Consider the following 20,603-nt stretch of genomic DNA (forward strand, 5'->3'; position numbering starts at 1 on the left):
TTAATGAATGCGCTTACACAATACTATAGGTATATAGCAATAAATCTATTTTAAAGGAGGGTGAGTGTCATTAAGCTTACCGTTGTGGGAGGAGGATCTTCCTATACACCAGAATTAATTGAAGGCATTTTGAAGAATCAAGACATCCTAAACGTTTCTGAAATTTGGTTGGTTGATGTTAAAGAGGGTGAAGAAAAGCTTGCTATTATTGAAAAACTTGCAAATAGAATGGTTAAAGAAAGTCACACTTCAATTAAAATAGTCGCAACCTTAAATCGAAGGGAGGCCATTAAAGACGCGTCCTATGTTATTACTCAAATCAGGGTAGGCCAATTGAAAATGAGAAAATATGATGAATATATTTCTATTAAACATGGCGTTATTGGACAAGAAACTACTGGCGCTGGCGGTTTTATGAAGGCGCTAAGAACCATACCAGTCATCCTTGATATTTGTAAAGACATAGAAGAACTTGCGCCAGATGCATGGCTACTAAACTTTACAAACCCTGCAGGCATTATAACGGAAGCAGTTCTAAAACACAGTTCAGTAAAGGTGATCGGCTTATGCAATAATCCTATAAATTTCTATAAAAAATTTGCAGACATCTATCATGTGCCAATAGAAGAAGTTAGCATCAATTTCACTGGAATTAATCATTTGATATGGATCACTGGTCTTTTTATAAATGGCGAGTCAAAAATAGATGATATCCTTACAGGAAAATCACAGAGTTACGAGGCTAAAAATATCCCTGATTTTGGTTGGGATGTTGACTTCTTGCAATCATTAGGAGCCATACCTTGTGGCTATCATAAATATTACTATCAGACAGATAAAATTTTGAAAGAACAGCTTGAACAATATAGAGAAAATAAAACAAGAGCAGATCAGGTACAAGAAATAGAAAAAGGGCTATTTGAGTTATTTAAAAATCCTGATTTAACTCAGAAACCAAAGGAACTTGATCAGCGGGGTGGCGCATTTTATTCAGAAGCTGCTATAAATTTGATCTGCTCTCTCCATCTCAATACTGGCAATATACACACCCTGAATGTAAGAAATAACGGGACAATAGCTTGTTTGCCGGATAACGTAAGTATTGAAGTGAATTGTGTTGTAGAAAAGCACCAGGTTACACCAATGTTGGTAGGAGATGTTAGTCCCCAAATTAGAGGATTGCTTCAACATGTAAAAGCTTATGAGGAATTAACGATAGAGGCCGCTGTGAAGGGGAGTTGGAACCTTGCATTTCAAGCATTAGCTATGCATCCACTATTACCATCTACTGATGTAGCTAAAAAAGTTCTTAACGAAATGCTCGAGGTTAATGAGCATTATTTACCAGCATTTCATTAAAATAAATTTTACGCTATAAAGGAGTCAATATAAATGAAAATAACTTTACTTTGTGCATTAGGAATGAGTACTAGTTTGCTTGTGGAAAGGATGAAAGAAGCTGCCGGAAAACGAGGATTAGACGTAGAAATTGAAGCACATTCTGTTGACGATATTGATGAACAATTAAAGAGCGCTGATGTTGTCTTAATAGGCCCTCAGATCCGCTACAAAAAGAATGAGTTATTCAAAAAGGCTAATTCTGCAAATGTTCCCATTGACATCATAGAAATGAGGGCCTATGGAACAACCGACGGTGAGAAAGTGTTGGATCAAGCATTGGGATTAATCTAAAGGAGAGGATTAACAATGATGGAACGATTTAATTCATTTATGGAACGTTACTTTATGCCAGTTGCCGGAAAATTGGCTGAGCAGCGGCATTTAAAGGCAATAAGAGACGGAATTATTGCAATAATGCCGTTGCTAATTATAGGTAGTATCTTTCTTATCATATCTTCTCCGCCTGTGCCTTCTTGGGCGGAATACATGAAACCTTATGCTCCGACACTAAATATTCCTGTAAATGCGACATTCGGACTTTTGGGTTTAATAGCCGTTTTCTCCATAGCCTATAATCTTGCGAAAAGTTACGGAATGGATGGACTATCAGCAGGGGTGCTGAGTATAGCTGCCTTTTTTGTTGCTACTCCTATGACAGAAGAGGGTAACATTCCGCTTAATTTAATGGGAAGTGAAGGCTTATTTATAGCAATCGTATTAGCTATATTCACGGTAGAAATATACCGCCTTTTTGAACGAAAGAACATTATTATCCGTATGCCAGACGGAGTCCCTCCCTCTGTGTGGAGAGCATTTACAGCACTAATACCGGGGGCAGTAATTGTTTTTATTGTATGGGGTGTGGATGTCATTTTAAAAACTTCACTAGATTTATCGCTCCACGGAGTAGTTGCGGCACTTCTAAGAGAACCCTTACAAATGGTTGGAGGAAGTTTCTGGGGTGCAATGGTTGCTATCATTCTTATTCATTTACTCTGGTCGTTTGGTATTCACGGAATTTCAGTTGTTGCCAGTATCATGGCTCCAATCTGGTATAGTCTTACAGATCAAAATGTTGCAGCACATCAAGCAGGAGAGGCATTGCCTCACGTAGTAGGGCAGCCATTTATGGCGATTTGGTGGGCTGTAGGTGGATCAGGCATGGCCTTAGCTTTAACCATTTTATTCGTTTGGCGTGCACGTTCGAAGCATTTAAAAGGGTTGGGCAGGGGTTCTATATGGGCTAGTATGTTTAATATTAGTGAGCCGGTTATTTTTGGAGCACCTGTGGTAATGAATCCTCTGCTTGTTATTCCGTTTATATTGGCACCACTAGCAGTTGGTATGATTACTTATTTTTCCATGACTCTCGGTTTCGTTGGAAAGCCTTATGTCATTGTACCATGGACGACTCCTCCACCATTCTCAGGAATATTAACCACTGGTGACTGGCGTGGCGGAGTATTAATGATGCTCAATATCTTTGTAGCAATGGCAATATATTATCCGTTTTTCCGTTTGTATGATAAGCAATTACTGGCAGAAGAAAGTGAAACAAAAAAAGATGAGGCTTCCGAGAAGATGATGAAAGCGAAATAAAGTAGGTGACTCTATATGGATCTTAAACAACGTCGATTAATTATAAATGCAGATGACTTTGGATTAAGCCCTGGCGTAACTGCTGGGATTCTATATGCCCATCAATATGGCCTGGTTTCCAGCACGACTGCCATGGTTAATACAAGTTTTTCAAAGGATTGCTTGCAGGAAGCCAAACACTATTCTTATTTAGGAATTGGTTTGCATTTTGTTTTAGATGCAGGCCAACCTCTTTCTCCTTCAGTACCTAGCTTAACGGATAATAAAAATAATTTTCTTAAAGGCAAGGACTTAGTTGAAAATGCAAAAGGAACTGACATTAAAGAAGAGTTAAAAAGACAACTAGAACTTCTCCTTTCCTGGGGGATAGATGTGACACATATTGATAGTCACCATCATATGCATCTGCATATTCCCGGTGCGCTAGAGATAGTTTATGAGGTAGCTCATGATTATAAATTACCTGTAAGAGTCTTTACTAATACTACAGTAACAGCAACAGTGCCAAGGACAGATTATTTTCATTTTAATTTTTATGGTGAAAATAATTTGACAGAAGAATACTTGATAAACATGATTACCAATCTAGATCAAGGTACCTCTGAAATAATGTGCCATCCCGGCTTTTTAGATACCTGGTTAACGAAGACAAGTAGTTATCAACAAATGAGAATGAAAGAGGTAGAAATCTTAGTAAGCAACAGAATTAGAAAATGTCTAGACGAGCAAAACGTACAACTCGTGCACTATGGAGGGATATAAATGAACGTTGATAACTTTTCCATGTCGATTATAATGCATGCTGGGAATGCCAAAGTTTATTTACATGAAGCCTTAGCTGATGCCAGGAATGGTGAATTTGAAGGAACAGACGAAAAAATTAAGCTTGCATCGGATGAATTACTAGCTGCCCATAAAATCCAAACCAAATTCTTGCAACAAGATTCAAATGGTGAATTAAAGAATCTACAAGTATTGTTAATGCATGCGCAGGATCATCTAATGACGGTAATCTCTGAAAAAGATCTTATTAAAGAAATGATTGAGATGTATAAAAGGCAAATAGAAACGGAACAAAAGATGGAGCGATTATCAAAGGTAATAGAGAGGTTAGAAATGAAGAAAAATTAAGGTAAAGGCTGACAAAATTTTGTGAGGTGTAGTTATGAAATTTGGTAAACTTACTTTTATATTCCTGACTATATTGGGATTAGTGCTATATATTAATGGGACTGAGACTGAAGCAAAGGAAAAAGGCAAGAAAGTCACTCCAGGTATTGAAACCTTTTTAGATAAACACGTTGATTGGGTTAAGGGTAAGAAAGTCGGTTTAATAACAAACCCCACTGGGGTCGATACTAACCTTAAAAGTGATATTGATCTATTATTTGAGCATCCTGACGTAAATTTAACAGCTTTATTTGGGCCAGAGCATGGAATAAGAGGGGACCAGGAAGCAGGAAAATATATTGAATCATATGTTGATGAAAAAACTGGTTTACCTGTATATAGCTTATATGGTCCTACCTGGAAACCTACAAAGGATATGGTAAAAGATGTTGATGTACTCCTGTTTGACATACAGGACATTGGATCGAACGTATACACATATATTTATACGTTAGGTTTCGCCATGGAAGCAGCAGCTGAATTTGATAAGGAACTAATTGTGCTAGATCGGCCAAACCCTATAGATGGCGAAAAAGTTGAAGGGCCACTTCGCTCGAAAGATACGGTTAGTTTTATGGGAAGATTTTTGCTACCAGTAAGACACGGAATGACTGTAGGGGAATTAGCTACCATGTGGAATCACGAATATAGCATGGGAGTGAATTTGAAGGTTTCCAAAATGAAGGGGTGGAAACGAACGATGCATTACGAAGATACTGGCCTGCCTTGGGTCCAACCTTCACCAAACATACCAACAAAGGAATCTGCTTATTTATATGTTGGAACGGAATTGTTAGATGATACAACCCTTTCCGTTGGATTAGGTACAACAAAGCCTTTTGAGTTAGTAGGCGCACCATGGTTGGATGGCGAAGCTTTAGCTCAAGAAATGAAAAAACGAAATATTGATGGCGTTACCTTCCGCCCAGCCTATTATACTCCTATGTTTGGTAAGTATAGCGGGGAAAGAGTTGGAGGTGTTCAGGTTCATATAAAAGAACCTACAAAAATAAATTTAGTAGAATTAGGGCTAAATTTAGTTGATGCTATGAGAGATCAAAACCCGGATAAATTTGAAATGACGTCAAGTTATGCAAATCTAATTGGTGATCCAGAAGTACCTACTATGATAAAAAATGATGAACCTGTTAATAAAATAATAGATTCTTGGCAATCCGAGCTAGATAGGTGGGTAACAGAAGTTCGCAACCAATACCTTCTTTATGTTCCATTCCCAAAAAAGACAGGTCCTTATAAGGAGAGAAGTTATTTAGGGATATTACCGTTAGATATATCAATTACCCCTGGAAAAAGTGTTGATTTAAAAGTACAGGGATTTGATAAAGAGGGGAAGAAACTTGAAATTTCCCCATCTTCCATTAAGTGGGAGGTTACAAACAATATTGGAAAAATAAATGATGGAATTTTTCAACCTACGAAAGAAGGTAAAGGGAAAGTTATAGCTACCTATAAAAATCTTATAGCAAGTCGTGATGTAACTGTCTCCGTACCATATATAGAAAATATTCGGTATGGTGTTCATTCAGACTCAACAAGAGTCGTGCTCGACCTAAACAATGACATCAGCGATTATTCCATTGAGGAGGAAAATGGCAAGCTATTTATAAAAATTCCTTACGGCAAAGTTGGAGGAGACTTAGATAGGGAAGGTGGTATAGTTCAAATAGATAAAAGCCCTATCGTCTCAAGTATCAACTATTATGTTAAAAATGAATCGTTCATTGCTGAATTAGATTTGAAGAAAGAAGGAGTTAAGTACAATACCCCAGAATTTTCTTCGAGATTAGTAGTTGATTTGGCTCATTAAATGCTTTTTAAGTTAAAAAGGGATTAAAAATTACCAAGTTAAAAAATGCTTCAAGCCTAAAATAACGACCCAGGAATTTTACAGGGTCGTTATTTATTTCTCTCTAAAATTCAATTACAAGCAAAGAAAATAGTATTGTAAGTTAAATTGCCTGTCTCTTCTGGAAGTATGCCACTTTATTTTGTAGAGCTAGTTCTTACAACCATTTTTGTCACAAGTTATTTTGGAACTAGTATTTACCCAGTGACTAGAACTTTCCTTCGTATTAAATCCACAACCAGTACTTCCACCTTTTGTCCCACTATGCACAATTCCAGTTGGTATATGTTTAACAGCCACTTTTATCACCTCCTTAAATTTTAAAGTATATTTGAGATTATCTGTCCTATAACATAGAAGCAGTCACTCACAAACACAAAAATGCCAGTCATCCATAAAAGTCCCTTTACCTAACTTCTCCTAAGAATGACTGACATTGTTGATATAACCTATATTCACTTTTTAGTTTTATTGCCTATTACTTCGGGAACTCGTTACAATTGTCGATAAATATTACAATTGCTGTTTTCATCAAATATTACAGTCTATTCATAGACTACTTTACAATTTTCACCTTATCATCTACACGTAAATACCTAATAAAATTCCTATTTTCAGGGGAGATACCTGATATCTTAAAAGTCCCAACAAACCTATATCTATTAAAGCCAAGATTATCTTTATATTTTGCAAATACGGCTCTTTCACGACCAAAGTTGACTTCTTCCATATAGTTGTTTTTTCTTTCTTCAACAATTGTATCGTCTTGATGAGATTCATCAATATATGACCAGTCCTCTGCCAAGAAGTTTAGCCAACCACCAGCTACTGAGAGAGCATTCTCGTTTACAATAATTGAGAGCTTAGGACACCATAACCACATTTTACCTCCCACATTAAAATAACTGCGTTGATATCTTTTGGCGTTCTTCCCAAACACAGTATTTGCAATGTCCTTTATGTCCATAAATGACAAGTCATCGTAAATGGATAAATACTCTTGTTGCTTCAATTCTTTTAATTCTTCTTCATATGTCTTCCATTTTAATGTAGTTTTGGATGCCTTATTTTTAATAAATGATAGGATCTCATTAATTCTATCATTTATCTCTTCTAACGACCTGGTAGCATCAACTCTAAACCATTTAAAATCTCTAATAGATTCTTCACTAACAGCAGAGATAATATCATCCATACGAAGTTTGTCTTCTTTTTGATTATCTTGATGATACGCTTCATCCACTTCTATCCCAATGTGTAGCTGCGGAAAATACAAATCCATCAATGCATGGGTACCATTTTGACGTTTAATATACTGTTGGCTCACAGGTTTAATATCCATGTTATCTAATTTGTGCCAAATCGCAGTTAAAATATAATTCTCATAATCTTTTCTTTTAGTTCGTGAAAAAGTTTTTATTAAGTAATCACGTTTATTCATTTATACACACCTTTTAATTAGGTTTTTTTTCGAATTCTTACATCATTTTACTTGTTTGTCGCAACAGTAATTAACTATCATAGTTTTTACATCGTTGGTACTTCCAGACCGTTGGATATCTTAAGGAAGAATTACACATATTCTTTTCTTAATTTTACCACGAATTGAGGATAATTTTGGAAATTAATTATCATTTTCATATTCTAAAAGCAACTGTATTCTACTCCATCACCCCATAATTCTCCAACAAACGCTGCGCTTCCTCCACTGCTTCTTTTCCCATGTAGACTGACTTTGACCGATTGCTTCCTGAAATTAATTCTTCTTCATCTCTTAGTTGATCCAACACTTCAAATGGATAGCCTTTCCAAGCTCGGTGATACTCCCCATCAACGCCCTCTTCCTCCCACGAAGTTAAGTAAAGCAGCATTAGTGTTAAGTCTCTGACCACCTGATCCATGTTCTTCTCACTCATTTTTTATCCTCCTCATCGGTATTGTTTGTTAATTTCCAGAATGCTCTATCTTTATTCTACCAAATTAAACCAAAAATTCTAAGCTTGCCAAGAGTTGAAACAGTTAAATATGGCTTAAAACTACTATCTAAAAATGAAAATAATTGAATATTTTATCTCTTTCCGATTATACTTAGTCTTAAGAAGGAGGGGTGCTATTGCTGCGAAAATGGGTGAAACTAAATATGTATGTTTTTGTGCTTCCATTTGCCTTTGCCTTATCGTTTTTGGGTGATGCAAATGGAAACCTGGTTAGATTGACACTGGACACCGCCAGGGACATGTAATTGCATAGAAAGCCAACACACCTAGGATAAACAAACGCATCAACTAGTCGCTCTAACAAAAATATCCCCAGTTCCTCAAAAAGGAGCTGGGGTTATTTCTATTTATCTCACATTCATTTCAATTATAAGCAAAATACATCGCTTCGGGAAATTATTTTTTATGGTGAAATAAGTTACTGAGTATAAGGTCAATGGAAAATAAATCAATAAAATAAACGCATATACTAATTGATTGGAGCGGAAGGGGGCGACTCCTACCGGAATAGCATGAGCTGAAGACCCTGGACGGAGCGTAGCGGAGGAAGCGGCTGAAGCCATGCCGGTGGAAAGCGTCCCCCTGTAGTGGAAATCAATGGGTCCCCCACTTCCTTAGAATACATAAAACCAAAGCAAAAAGCCCTGCATGAGTCCCCCTCACACAAGGCTTCCAACCACCTATCCCATATACACACCCTCACATGTATTCGCCGCTGGTTCGTAAAAGCAATGAAGCTTATATTGTCCTGTAAATGGCTGACCATACCATGTTGGAGGGCATGGAGCATATGGATTAAAATACCATAGCGCAAACCTGGATGGGTGCTCTCTCCAGGAATCTAGCACTCTTTTGGCTAATCTCTTTTCAACACCACGTGCTCTGTTGTAAAAAACATTGCCTTTTTGGACGGCCTCGAAAGAGTAATTGCCTCCCTGTATTTGAAAAATTACGTCGTATATGGATCGTAAATCTCGAAAGTCTAAGCAATTGGCAACTAAACGGTTGACGATGACATTACCAACCATCAGCATCCCCAGCTGCCCTTCTCCCTCAGCCTCTGCCCGCATCATCCTTGCCACTAAGTTCACGTCATTCTCTGTGTATGCTACTCTTGCCATATTTATCACCTCTAAAAATTATATGATGAAAATTTATAAAGATGATAGTTGATTACAGATTTCAGATAGCTTTTTGGCTTTAGACCTTGCTGATTGTATTCGTCAATTCGTACTGACGGCGTCTCACTTCAAACAAAGTTAATGGATCACGGTAGGTTTCCGGTTTGTCATGCATCTTTTGTAAGTCAGCAGTATGGCTTTCAATATCTGCTTCTACCTTTTCCGTTTCCTGGCTCACAATATCTACAGGGCTGGCGAAGAACCTGTTCACATCCCACTCGATCGATCCTTCAAACAATTCCAATTGCTGCATGAACGGGTCGATAATTTCCTTTGCTGTTGGCGTGTAATCCTCATTTTCAATATAATTTTTATATCTGCTATGAAGCATTTCGTTATTCTTGGAAATGGAGCTGAATAGCTTGCCTGCACCCTTTAAAAATAACTGGGATGGTGTATTACGCATGAAAATATTCATTTTCTCAAAGCGTAGCATACCGCGGGAAATCCGTTCCAAATCTCTCTGCCAATCCTCGAGCACTTTAAAATCGGCCTGCAGGTCAATCTTCTCTTCGTTGTATTGCTGATTAACCGTCTGGCTGAATTCGTTACATGCTGCTTGATTTTCCTGGAATTCTCTTTTACATTCATTAATCCATTGCTGTACCGCTTGTTTCACATCATGATGGACGAAGTTTTTCATAAAGACGACAATTCGTCTGTTCATTTCCTCGTTTAGTTCCTCATTGATCTTGGAAAAGTCACTGTCATCCTGAATGATGCTGGCACTTTTTTGTAATTGCTTCGGCAGTTCAGTCATAACGCGTTTGGATAGATTATTTTTCATCGTACGGAAGGATTCTGTCATATGCTCGGTAGTTTCTTGCTCCATATCTCCGAGCTGTTGATGGATATTCTGCAAGCTTGCCAGTAATGCTTCATTCCATTCGATCTCTTCCTCGATACCTTTTTCCAATTCGACTCTTTGTTCCAGCAGAAATTCAATGGCTACCTTCAATACTTCCCGTATGCTCGACGGACTCGCCGCTTCCATGTCGGAATTACGTAGAATAGGATCTGTGACTTCTGTTAAATCATGGAGCAATCCCTCTTTTTTAGCCCATGCTTTAATGGCTTCAAATAGGATCATGCCATCCTTTGAGTCATGCTGCTGTGGTGTTGTGGTTTCAAATTGATATTCGGCTTTGCTGACAAGTTGTTCATCAAGCATCGAAGGGATCGTTTTATCCCATGCCAGTATAGCAGCGGAAGAAGCCAACGCATCTGATTCTGCTGTTATATCCAACCAATTCGTTAAATGCTGCTGGATTAAGTCTGAAATCTCCCTGATTAAATAATCGCCATTAATCAAGTCGAAGTAAGCCTCTTGGTATAATGCCGGAAGCTTCCTCCAAACATATGGCAGCTCCTCATGAGCTTCCAGGAGAAGCTGGTTAATCACACGTAACCACTCGATATAATACGGGCTTTGTCGATAGCTATTCCATAACACCTCTGTCATGTCTTCAAAACGGTCTCGATCCATTGCAAGTATATGTACAAGCAAATCATTAAAATAATCCGGTCTGTAACCAACCGTTAGCCCTTGCTGCACATAGCCTGATAAAACTCCCATCCAATAGCTGGTTTTAGTTCGAATCGTTTCATTCACTGCGAGTTCTACTGCATGATCCCACTCACCTATGTCCTCGAAGTATGTCTGGGCTATCTCTGTTACACGGGAATAATCAGGATTTAGACTTACCGCTTCCTTTATCGTACTAACTGCTTTTCGCTGATTTCCTTGCTGTACATATAACGAGAATAGCTGCATAAGTACTTCCGACTTCAATACAAGGGATGGGGAATCAACCTGCAAATAAAGTCCTTCTGCTTCCTCCAACAATCCCAACTCTACATGTGCATCAGCTATATTCTTCTGTGCCCATGGAATAAGCTCCTCTTCCAGTGGCTGCTGCCATTTAAAGATCGCTGCTTCATAATCGTTATTCTGGTAATAAATTTCTCCCTGGGCATAGCGAATGGAAGAAAGATCTGGCCACTGTTTTTGCATTTCTTCCATGTACATATCGCCCAATATGCTTACTGGGTGTCCTTGTTTGCTTTTATCTAAAATCGTTTGATAATAGGATTTATTAATTCGTCTATTTTCCGTCGTCACGATAATCCCTCACATTATATATTTTTATGACTCTATAAATCGGGTTATTTCAGCGTACATCTATTCTTATTCCTCTTATACTTGTTCCATTACTACATTCCGTTTTATTTAAAGGTTCTTATCTATACACTATTCGACAGAAACCCCCAATTTATGAGGATATTTGCACTATTTTAGACCATAGAAATTTTTAAAAAAAATATGTATCTCTATGGCTTTACCCTGTTAGCTGAAATTATAACATCTGGCGGGGGTTGGCTGTCAGTGGAGTATTTATCGAGAGTGTTACGAAGCAACAGGGAGATGTGCTTACAAAGACGTTTCAAATCAGTAAAATGAGTAAAATAAACCCAATCACTAAAGCTAGCTTCATTTTCACAAAATGCTCCGTATGTACGTATATATTGACCGCCAAAACTACAAGTAACGGGATAAATGCATATTTCACATGAAACGGCAGGATATTAGAAAGTAATGATACGAGCAAAATATAACCTACATAAAATAACTCACGATTACTCCCTTGAAAGGGGGTTTTCTTTTTGGCTTTCTCCATACGGTTTCACCCTCCCCTACGATTTAAAAATCCTCATTGGCGGACATGTCTACATGTTGTTTCTGCTACTTATGATATGGCTGTCCCTTATTTATCCGGTACGCCCTGTACACTTGCTCCAATAAAATCATCCGCATAAGCTGGTGTGGAAATGTCATTTTTGAAAAAGATAGAGCAAGATCACTTCGTTTGGTAACTTCTTCACTTAGCCCGAGAGATCCTCCGATTACGAAAGCTATTTTGCTTTTCCCGTATGTGGCGAGCCCATCCAGCTTAGCCGCAAGCTGTTTGGATGTCAGCATCTTGCCTTCAATCTCCAGTGTGATAACAAACGTGTCCTGATTAAGATGAGAGAGAATGCGTTGTCCCTCTTTGCGCTTTACTTCCTCTTCCTCTGCCTTACTCATGTTTTCAGGTGCCTTTTCATCTGGTACTTCCATGATATTTACAGTCGCATAGGCGCTGAGTCGTTTCATATATTCCGCGATACCCTGCTTCAAATATTTTTCCTTTAGCTTCCCTACCGACACGATGGTTATTTTCATTGTTTTCATCCTTTGTTTTTCATTCTACATTCATTTTATCAAATTCAAGCCTCCTTTAGTAAGAACCTTATATTCTTTTCAAGAAACTGAACAAGCACTCTTGCCCAATCCTTATGCATAACATGGATAAGAGGTAAATTTTAAGGAGGAAGACTATGTATTCCAATGATTTCTACAACCATACTAACCGTCCTTCACAGGATGCTTCGCTTATAGAAGACATTCAAAAAGCTATTAACGGTGAATATAGCGCCATTTCTTGCTATGGAAAATTGGCAAAATTAGCACCTACGGAATGGGAAAGGAAAAGAATTCAAGAAATACAGCGGGATGAAGGCCGGCATCTTCAGATATTCAGCTCCATTTATATGCAGCTAACCGGTATGCAGCCATCCCACACTTTAATGGAAGGATGCCCAGATGACTACCTGGCTGGAATTGATTATGCATTTCAGGATGAACAAAATACGGTTGATTTCTATTTAGGTATTTCTGATCGGGCGGAGGATCCAACAATAAAAGAGAAATTCCGTCGTGTAGCTGCAGATGAACAAAACCATGCAGTGTGGTTTATGTATTTTATGTTAGCTAATTATAATGGCAAAAATCACACTCGCCAGATCCCCGACTTTGGAGCAAAAGGCGCATTAAATGCGACTACACTAACATTACCTCAAATGCTCACTTATGCTCTGCAAGACGAATTTCTGGCACAAGCAAGGTATGATAATATCCTCCAGACCTTTGGCAACGTCCGGACATTTTCCCAAATAAAAGAAGCAGAATTAAGACATATTTACGCGTTACTCCCACTATTTGATATGTACCAAATTTCTGTACCAGAAAATACAGCTCAGGCTTTCGTAACTACACCCGGAAATTTGAAAGAAGCATTTGCTGCTGGAGTTGATGGAGAAATTGATAATATTTCCATGTACGATCGATTTTTATCCATGGAACTCCCTGCAGATGTCAGGACAGTTTTCACCCAATTACGTAATGCCTCTGTTAATCACTTGGCAGCATTTGAAAGAGGGCTGGCGAGAGATTAATTTACTGTGTTTACTGGATGTTGGTGTGTGCTTCTTTGTTCTACCAGGAGAAGCACACAACAATCTTTTTCACCTATACACGGTAGTTCCCTTGAAATGGTGACTTTTTTTAGCCTTTCTTGTCCATCTATTTTCACCTGACAGACGGGAAATTTACCTTTCAGAATAAAAATTCTCTTTTGGATGCCCCCTTTTATCTTCCTCCTTCGATAGTAGTTATAAAGAGGTTTTTAAAGGAGAAGACAAGATGAATTATATTAAACAAATGAATGCATTCCATTTGAAAATTGATCTGGAGCCAATTTCAATACAGGCCAGATCCCTTTGGCTAACATTGATCGACATCAATAATAAACTGCTTTGGCGAAAAACGTTTACCGTAGCTGCTTCCAAGCTGCAGGATAAATCTGGATTATCAGCTAGTAGTTTTAAGCGAGCTCGAATAGAATTAGAAGAAAACGGATTTATTCAAGTGACTTCCCAAGGAGGAAATCAAGCTGCGGTCTACCATGTGGTCCAATTATATGCCGATACATCTTCAGAAATGGAACCACATGAAGAGAAAGTGGACTACACTTCGGACCAAAAACTGAGCCACAAGTTGAGCCCATTAATTAAACATAAACAAAAAACAAAAATAAAAGAGAAACAAGAAGAAGAAGCTGCTACAGGCGCTAAATTATTTTACTTCGATAATTTCGGTGAACCAAATACATATATTACAGAAGAACTTATTTATTGGATAGATGATGTTGGAGATGCGCTTGTTATCCAAGCAATGAAGCGTTCATTAGAGCAGGGAAAAAGTCATTGGGGATATGTGAAGGCTATTTTGCATGCATGGAGAAATAAAGGTATTGAAGATGTAGCTGCTGCCAAAGAGGAAGAGAATAATTACCGTGTTCGCAAAGAAGAGAAAGAACAAAAGACGAACCTTTTTGACCAATTAAGACAGGAGCAAATACCTGATTGGTTTATCAAGAATAAGAGGGAGCAAGCTGAAATGGCGGCACAAAAACGGGAGGGCATCCCGGAAGAATATTTGGAAACAGAAGAAGAGCAAAGGGAAGAGCTTGAACGTCTGCTGGCACGTTTTTCTTAAGTGTGGAAGGAACGTTTGTTACGTTAATAAAAATAGGGTCAGCCCGAAATAGATTAAAATCGGGCTTTGTCCTTATCGATAAAGAGATCATTTCTTTTCTTTTTCATATATTTCATCAAAGTCACGAACCATTTCTAAATCCAATTCGGTTACTCCTTTTGCCCGCCAGGAGGAAATTTTCAACGTGACCTTTTTGTAATCGATGGCAATGAATGGGTGATGCTGCCGCTTTTCTGCATATTCGGCAATCTGATTGGCAAATTGCACTCCATCCATATAGCTGGCGAATTTATACTGTCGGGCAATCCATTTGTCATCAAGCTGCTCCCATTCAGGCAGCTTCTCTAATTCCTTAGTCAGCCATTCCGCCGTTACTGGTATCATTTCATATTCATCTTCTGTCTTGTATTTCATTACGATCCCTCCTCGTTTTCTATTCCCTTTTTTCGGCTGGACAAAAAGTTAAGGTCTATTATTCAACCAGGTGGGGGCTTGGGGTTATTCGCTTTTTCATGTTTTCTAATTTGCGAAAGGCTAATCACAAATACAAGAAAGACACTCCAAAGCGCCCAAAAGAAGAAGCCCCATTGATCCGTAGCCATCGATAGGATAACAAAGAATAGAAGGGTGATTCCCCCGATCCATAGATTTATTTTAATTGCTTTTTTCGTATCTTTGTACATGCAGCATCACCTCTTACAGCATTGTTTCTATATCCTATGTGGAAAAGTGGAAAGCAATCCTTAAACAAGTTCAATATCTATGTTAAATCCGATACAATCGCTCTTCCAGCAACCCTTCCGGAAAACAAACAGCCTCCGAGGAACGTGCCTTCAAGAGAGCGATAGCCATGCAGCCCTCCTCCACCAAAGCCGGCTACTTCTCCTGCTGCATAGAGTCCAGGAATGACCTCACCCTGCTCATCCAGCACCTGTGCTGATAAGTTATTTTGCAATCCTCCCAGTGTTTTTCGGCTAATAATATGAAGGCGAACAGCAATTAATGGTCCATTTCGATAATCAAGGATTTTATGTGGCTTGGCCACGCGGATTAGTTTATCACCAAGGTAGTTTCGTGCCCCTCGCATTGCGGTAATTTGAAGATCTTTTGTAAAAGTATTATCGATTTCCCGGTCACGGGCACGGATCTGCTCTACCACACGATCCACATTCAATCGATTTGCTCCAGTAAGTTTGTTCATTTTCATGACGAGGTTATCAATTGTATCGGCAGTAAGGAAGTCTTCGCCCTTATCAAGAAATGCCTGAACCGGGTCTGGGGCACCAGGTCGGACTCGACTAAGTACTTTGGAGATGCTTTTTCCTGTTAAATCAGGATTCTGTTCCGAGCCGGAAAGAGCAAATTCCTTTTCGATAATCTTCTTAGTAAGGATAAACCAGGAATAGTCATAGCCGGTATCCTTAATCGCCTTTAATGTCCCCAGTGTGTCAAAACCAGGAAAATTAGGAGAAGGAAGTCGATGCCCTGTAGCATCAAGCCAAACAGAAGATGGCCCTGGGAGTATACGGATTCCGTGCTTTTCCCAAATCGGATTCCAGTTTTTTATTCCCTCGGTATAATGCCACATGCGATCCTTGTTTACGATTCGCCCACCCGCTTCCTCTGAAATTAGCAACATACGTCCATCCACATGGGCAGGTACTCCTGACAACATTTGTTCCGGAGGGATTCCCAGTCGTGCTGGCCAGTTTTCCCGGATAAGATCAAAGTTGGCTCCGATCCCACCACTTGTTATGAGGATAGCTTCTGCTTTTGCTTCAAACACGCGCACCACATCCTGTGGACTCTTCTCCCCGCGTAAAGCCATACTTGGAACAAGTACAGAGCCCTGAACACCTGTGATCCGGCCATTTTCTTGAATCAATTCATCAACCCGATGACGTGGTTTGTAGATCACCTTCCCTGTTTTTATATGCTCCCTGACGCGTCGTACAAATGGTTCGACGATTCCTGGACCGGTGCCCCATGTAATGTGAAAGCGGGGGACGGAATTACCGTGACCACCAGCATGATAACCGCCTCGTTCTGCCCAACCGACAACTGGAAAGAATTTCACGCCCATGCTAGTCAACCATTCGCGCTTCTCTCCTGCTGCAAAATTAACATAGGCCTCTGCCCACTTTTTCCCCCAGTAATCTGCGTCATCCTCTTGATCATAACCAGCAGTTCCCAACCAGTCCTGCCAGGCAAGCTCTTGGGAATCCTTAATCCCCATTCGCCGCTGTTCAGGTGAGTCAACCAGAAATAATCCACCAAAGGACCACCAGGCCTGACCGCCAATAGATGCTTCCGGTTCTTGATCCAATAGGAGAACCTTTTTCCCACCATCCGCTATTTCAGCGGTTGCCACCAATCCTGCCAGACCTGCACCGACCACAATTACATCATATTCCATGACTTTTTCTCCTCTATGCCGCTATTCTGCGACAGATTTTTTCAATATGCTTGTATTTAAATCCTGGACAGCTTTTTCTCCTGTGAGCCCTAACGTAATATCCAAATCTGCAATCATGTTTTGCATAACTTCCTTTACTCCCTGCTGGCCCGCAACAGCAAGTCCATACATGAGTGGTCTGCCAATAAGGACAGCGCTCGCTCCCAATGCCATTGCTTTAATGATATCTGCACCTCTTCGGATTCCACTGTCCATCAGTACGGGTATCCGGCCATCAATCACCTCACATACAAGAGGGAGTGCCTCCAACGCACCAATTGCTCCATCGACCTGTCTTCCTCCATGATTGGAAACAATAATGCCATCTACACCGTGATCCAATGCCAATTTCGCATCATCCGGATGGAGAATTCCTTTTAAAATAATGGGGAGGCTTGTATTTGCTTTAAGAAAATCGATATCCTCCCATGTTAATCCGGCATTTCCAAAGATTTGTGTCCAATGCATTATAGCAGCCTGTGGGTCTTCCTTCGGGGATTTATCCAGCTTGGCGTTAAATGCTGGATCTGTAAAATAATTGCCAACACCTTCACCAGCGAGGAATGGTAAATACACATTTTTTAAATCATATTCGCGCCATGCCATCATCGGTGTATCCAATGTGACTACAATTGCAGAATAACCGGAAGCCTCCGCTCTACGAAGAAAGCTTGCAGTAATGTCCGGGTCTTTGCTCCAATATAATTGAAACCATCTGTCCGCCTCACCCATACTTTCTGCTATTTTTTCCATGGGAATGGTAGAAGCTGAGCTTGCTATATAAGGCACTCCTACATCTGCACAAGCAAGTGCGGAGCCAATCTCACCTTCTGGATGAATGATAGATTGTACACCAATTGGTGCGTGCATCACAGGAAAAGAATAAGTCTTTCCAAACAGCGAAACGGATAAGTCTCTATCCTCTACATTTCGCAGCATGCGTGGAAGTATCTTCCATTGGTTAAGCGCTTTCAAATTTGCGTTCATTGTATTTTCCCCGCCAGCTCCACCTGCAACATAGTAATACGGCCCATCCTCTAATTTTTCTCGGACTAGCCTTTCCCACTCCTCATACACAACTGGCAGTCTGTTCGGATCGGGGTCGTGCATGTTCATATAAATCTGATACTGTATGTGATTACCAATATTTTTCAAAAAGAGTCCTCCTTTCGACTGTAGGTTTAGTATATAATTGTTATAATTTTTAGTCAATTGGGGGTTGGGGGGAGAGGATAGGTTATTGTGTGTCGCGGTTGAGGGGTGGGCTGTCGCGGATAGCGCTGATGTTGTCGCGGTTGAGGGCTTGCTTGTCTCGGATGGCGCCCCTCTTGTCTCGGGTGCGGCGCGCGCTGTCGCGGGTGTGGTGCGCACTCTCGCGGATGGCGCTCTCCCTGTCTCGGGGGCAGCGCGCACTGTCGCGGATAGCGCCCCTACTGTCGCGGGGAGTGCGCTTTCTGTCTCGGGGGACGGCACGCGTTGTCTCGGGTGATGCTCTTCCTGTCGCGGGGAGCAGCAGCTTTGTCTCAAATCTGCCATAAAAAAAACGGGCAGCTAAACAATAGCTACCCGCTCATTTCTATTTTAGCAAGCCGTTAAAAATTTCTCCTTTATCCAGGTCAATAATCTTCACACGCTCTTCTTCTTTTATAAAAATGCTTTTATATTTTTCCTGATTTTTCTCATTGCGGAACAGAATAATTCGTTTTCCCTCATTATCCTCCACAACTACAGGGTGATGTGCATCTAAATCAATATGGTTTTTAATTGGCGAGTATTCTGGCAGTTTTGTTAGATCGATATCAGCTGCCTCCTCATTATTTTCCGTATTTCCGTTGGTTACTTCCTTATCTTCAGGCTTTTCTGTATCCGAATTTTGATTCTCATCTTCTGTTGCCGTTGATTCGTTTCCTTCGTTATCTGCTGTATCTGTTGATTGTTCATTGTCTCCACATGCTGCTAATGCAGTTATAATAAATAACAAGCCAGCTAGGAGGATAAGCTTTTTCATTGATGTTTCTCTCCTTCTTCTATCATGTTACTAAAGTTAGTATACTCCTCTCCTATGAAATAATCCTGTGAATTGGATTAGAATTCTATGAGAAGCTTGTTAGACATATAGCTGGACCTGTTCAGAGGCCTGTCCTTCACTTAACTTCTTCATATGTTTACGGAAGGCATACATAACAAATAAATGCATATTCGCTTGTGTGTAATGGTAGATAAACCACGGCAATGCTGGGGTGAAATCATGTACTGCAATGATTGCCTCATTGGCTCCTGGGATTTTACGGAACTCCATTCTACCTCGCTCATTTTCTTTGCGATCTGTTAAAAAACCACCGGTAATATAATAGAGTGCTCTATCTTCTGTACTCCGCTCTGCCGAATAAGATAATTCCAGCATAGAGGTTTTATTACCGAGAAAACCTATCTTACAATTTAAATTCTCATCTGTGGACGTTTTTATCCATGGATTCAGAAAAACCTCCAGCCATTTCACATAATATCTGCCCACCCAGTCGGCACTGCAACCCTCCGGCAAGCACACACGCTGTACGGAGCGCACATCTTGCTTGAGGGGAGTGATGATCGGCTTTTTCTTTGTTGGTTTCTTGTTCTCCTGGTTATCTGCCTCCATGGCATATGCTGCAGCCTCCCTAAATGAGATGCTTCCTTGGCTAATCCCTTCCACAAAGTGGCTATCCTGAACCGTCATTTCATGTTCCAAGCTTTCCACAAGCGGGTAAACAATCTCTTTAGGGGTTTGCGTGACAAGGCGCAGCCATAGTCGGGATAAACTGACGGAAAAGAATGGGACATTAAACATAAAGCGCTTTTTCCCCATTATTTCTGCTGTTTGCTCCATCATCGATCGATATGTCATCACATCAGGTCCGCCAATATCTATGGATCTATTTTGCGGCTCCTCTTCCATTGTAAGTTTTCCTAGCGAGTTCATAACATCCGGGAGGGCAACAGGCTGTGTGTTTGTTCTCGTCCATTTGGGTAAAATCATGCTAGGCAACCGCTTCACAAGCTTTGCTAGAATTGGGAAGGAGGATCCCTTTGGTCCTACAATCAGCCCTGCTCTTAATGCGGTAACTGGTGTCCCATAAGCCCGGAGGATTCTCTCTACCTCCAGACGACTTTTTAAATGCCTGGATAGTTTAGGAGCATGGTCTGGAATAATTCCACCCAAATAGATTAGTTTTTTTATTCCTTGTTTTTTAGCTGCTTGGGCAAAATTATCTGCAAGGATAACATCCATATCTTCAAAATCACCCTGCGTAAGCTTAGCAGAGGGCATCATTGAATGTACAAGGTAAACAGCAATATCTGCTCCCTTTAATCCTTTCTCTGCATCAGCTAAGGAAAATAAATCACAAGAGCGCCATGTAACGGAATCCGTATCCTCACGCTTGTCCCCATTTCTTGATAAGCCAATAATATTTACCCGACCTTCTAACTTTTCAATTAAATTCTGTCCAATATAGCCGCTTGCTCCTGCTATTGCCACAACAGGCTTCGTATTTGCCATACCGATCTCCCCTTCCTC

At 40.1% G+C, this 20,603-nt stretch carries 22 protein-coding genes; 9 read left to right on the top strand and 13 right to left on the bottom strand.

Annotated elements, in window-relative coordinates; translation table 11 throughout:
• The first annotated feature begins 60 nt into the window (after positions 1 to 60).
• From BME96_RS18735 to BME96_RS18760, 6 genes are read left to right on the top strand one after another with little or no spacing between them, the layout of a single operon-like run.
• Positions 61 to 1,359 carry a 6-phospho-beta-glucosidase gene (locus tag BME96_RS18735; RefSeq protein WP_071649897.1) on the top strand — a complete coding sequence of 433 codons (1,299 nt, stop codon included), beginning with the start codon at positions 61 to 63 and terminating at the stop codon, positions 1,357 to 1,359.
• Positions 1,360 to 1,392: 33 nt separating this feature from the next.
• Entirely contained in the window at positions 1,393 to 1,692 is a 300-nt protein-coding gene (locus BME96_RS18740; protein ID WP_071649898.1) for a PTS sugar transporter subunit IIB, read from the top strand.
• 18 nt (positions 1,693 to 1,710) lie between these two features.
• Positions 1,711 to 3,000 (top strand): PTS cellobiose transporter subunit IIC, encoded by a 1,290-nt coding sequence (celB, locus tag BME96_RS18745; RefSeq protein WP_071650067.1) that lies wholly within the window; start codon positions 1,711 to 1,713, stop codon positions 2,998 to 3,000.
• A gap of 15 nt (positions 3,001 to 3,015) precedes the next feature.
• Positions 3,016 to 3,762 carry a ChbG/HpnK family deacetylase gene (locus tag BME96_RS18750; RefSeq protein ID WP_071649899.1) on the top strand — a complete coding sequence of 249 codons (747 nt, stop codon included), beginning with the start codon at positions 3,016 to 3,018 and terminating at the stop codon, positions 3,760 to 3,762.
• Positions 3,763 to 4,131 carry a PTS sugar transporter subunit IIA gene (locus BME96_RS18755; protein WP_071649900.1) on the top strand — a complete coding sequence of 123 codons (369 nt, stop codon included), beginning with the start codon at positions 3,763 to 3,765 and terminating at the stop codon, positions 4,129 to 4,131.
• A gap of 34 nt (positions 4,132 to 4,165) precedes the next feature.
• Positions 4,166 to 5,998 carry an exo-beta-N-acetylmuramidase NamZ family protein gene (locus BME96_RS18760; protein ID WP_071649901.1) on the top strand — a complete coding sequence of 611 codons (1,833 nt, stop codon included), beginning with the start codon at positions 4,166 to 4,168 and terminating at the stop codon, positions 5,996 to 5,998.
• A gap of 189 nt (positions 5,999 to 6,187) precedes the next feature.
• Here BME96_RS18760 and BME96_RS19715 read toward each other — a convergent pair whose 3' ends face one another.
• The 3 genes from BME96_RS19715 to BME96_RS18770 form a co-directional block, all read right to left on the bottom strand.
• A complete protein-coding gene (locus BME96_RS19715; RefSeq protein WP_156036077.1) occupies positions 6,188 to 6,337 on the bottom strand; it encodes a hypothetical protein in 150 nt (49 codons plus the stop codon).
• A 256-nt stretch (positions 6,338 to 6,593) separates the two neighbouring features.
• Positions 6,594 to 7,478, bottom strand: a complete 885-nt coding sequence (locus tag BME96_RS18765; RefSeq protein ID WP_071649902.1) for an AbaSI family restriction endonuclease — start codon at positions 7,476 to 7,478, stop codon at positions 6,594 to 6,596.
• Between the two features lie 220 nt (positions 7,479 to 7,698).
• Positions 7,699 to 7,953 carry a DUF6429 family protein gene (locus BME96_RS18770; RefSeq protein ID WP_071649903.1) on the bottom strand — a complete coding sequence of 85 codons (255 nt, stop codon included), beginning with the start codon at positions 7,951 to 7,953 and terminating at the stop codon, positions 7,699 to 7,701.
• Between the two features lie 197 nt (positions 7,954 to 8,150).
• Between BME96_RS18770 and BME96_RS20095 the strand changes: the two genes are divergently transcribed.
• The gene (locus BME96_RS20095) at positions 8,151 to 8,279 is read left to right on the top strand and encodes a hypothetical protein (protein WP_019375827.1); all 129 of its coding nucleotides are present in this window, start codon (positions 8,151 to 8,153) and stop codon (positions 8,277 to 8,279) included.
• A gap of 435 nt (positions 8,280 to 8,714) precedes the next feature.
• Here the strand turns inward: BME96_RS20095 and BME96_RS18775 are convergent, their stop codons facing one another.
• The 4 genes from BME96_RS18775 to rlmH form a co-directional block, all read right to left on the bottom strand.
• The gene (locus BME96_RS18775) at positions 8,715 to 9,155 is read right to left on the bottom strand and encodes a cell wall hydrolase (RefSeq protein ID WP_019375826.1); all 441 of its coding nucleotides are present in this window, start codon (positions 9,153 to 9,155) and stop codon (positions 8,715 to 8,717) included.
• Positions 9,156 to 9,234: 79 nt separating this feature from the next.
• Complete coding sequence (locus BME96_RS18780; protein ID WP_071649904.1) at positions 9,235 to 11,337, bottom strand: tetratricopeptide repeat protein; 2,103 nt, start codon at positions 11,335 to 11,337, stop codon at positions 9,235 to 9,237.
• Between the two features lie 322 nt (positions 11,338 to 11,659).
• Positions 11,660 to 11,893: a hypothetical protein gene (locus BME96_RS18785; protein WP_060678583.1), complete on the bottom strand. Its 234-nt coding sequence runs from the start codon at positions 11,891 to 11,893 to the stop codon at positions 11,660 to 11,662.
• Positions 11,894 to 11,958: 65 nt separating this feature from the next.
• Positions 11,959 to 12,438: a 23S rRNA (pseudouridine(1915)-N(3))-methyltransferase RlmH gene (gene rlmH / locus BME96_RS18790; RefSeq protein ID WP_071649905.1), complete on the bottom strand. Its 480-nt coding sequence runs from the start codon at positions 12,436 to 12,438 to the stop codon at positions 11,959 to 11,961.
• 155 nt (positions 12,439 to 12,593) lie between these two features.
• Between rlmH and BME96_RS18795 the strand changes: the two genes are divergently transcribed.
• Together BME96_RS18795 and BME96_RS18800 are read left to right on the top strand one after the other, a co-directional pair.
• Positions 12,594 to 13,490 (top strand): ferritin family protein, encoded by an 897-nt coding sequence (locus BME96_RS18795; protein WP_071649906.1) that lies wholly within the window; start codon positions 12,594 to 12,596, stop codon positions 13,488 to 13,490.
• A gap of 247 nt (positions 13,491 to 13,737) precedes the next feature.
• The gene (locus BME96_RS18800; RefSeq protein ID WP_071649907.1) at positions 13,738 to 14,592 is read left to right on the top strand and encodes a DnaD domain-containing protein; all 855 of its coding nucleotides are present in this window, start codon (positions 13,738 to 13,740) and stop codon (positions 14,590 to 14,592) included.
• An 87-nt stretch (positions 14,593 to 14,679) separates the two neighbouring features.
• On the opposite strand, the gene BME96_RS18805 is transcribed toward BME96_RS18800, so the two are convergent.
• The 6 genes from BME96_RS18805 to BME96_RS18835 all read right to left on the bottom strand — a co-directional run bounded on the left by BME96_RS18805 (position 14,680) and on the right by BME96_RS18835 (position 20,585).
• On the bottom strand, positions 14,680 to 15,006 hold the full coding sequence (locus BME96_RS18805) for a 4a-hydroxytetrahydrobiopterin dehydratase (RefSeq protein WP_083547527.1): 327 nt from the start codon (positions 15,004 to 15,006) through the stop codon (positions 14,680 to 14,682).
• A 62-nt stretch (positions 15,007 to 15,068) separates the two neighbouring features.
• Positions 15,069 to 15,275, bottom strand: a complete 207-nt coding sequence (locus BME96_RS18810) for a hypothetical protein (RefSeq protein ID WP_060678580.1) — start codon at positions 15,273 to 15,275, stop codon at positions 15,069 to 15,071.
• 77 nt (positions 15,276 to 15,352) lie between these two features.
• Positions 15,353 to 17,008, bottom strand: a complete 1,656-nt coding sequence (locus BME96_RS18815; RefSeq protein ID WP_071649908.1) for an FAD-binding dehydrogenase — start codon at positions 17,006 to 17,008, stop codon at positions 15,353 to 15,355.
• Positions 17,009 to 17,029: 21 nt separating this feature from the next.
• Positions 17,030 to 18,202, bottom strand: coding sequence for a lactate 2-monooxygenase (locus BME96_RS18820; RefSeq protein WP_156036080.1), 1,173 nt, complete (start codon positions 18,200 to 18,202; stop codon positions 17,030 to 17,032).
• Between the two features lie 421 nt (positions 18,203 to 18,623).
• Positions 18,624 to 19,055: a hypothetical protein gene (locus tag BME96_RS18830; RefSeq protein ID WP_071649910.1), complete on the bottom strand. Its 432-nt coding sequence runs from the start codon at positions 19,053 to 19,055 to the stop codon at positions 18,624 to 18,626.
• Between the two features lie 99 nt (positions 19,056 to 19,154).
• On the bottom strand, positions 19,155 to 20,585 hold the full coding sequence (locus BME96_RS18835) for an NAD(P)H-binding protein (RefSeq protein WP_071649911.1): 1,431 nt from the start codon (positions 20,583 to 20,585) through the stop codon (positions 19,155 to 19,157).
• Positions 20,586 to 20,603 lie beyond the last annotated feature (18 nt).

This window comes from Virgibacillus halodenitrificans, assembly GCF_001878675.1.
Classification (GTDB): Bacteria; Bacillota; Bacilli; order Bacillales; family Amphibacillaceae; genus Virgibacillus_Q; species Virgibacillus_Q halodenitrificans.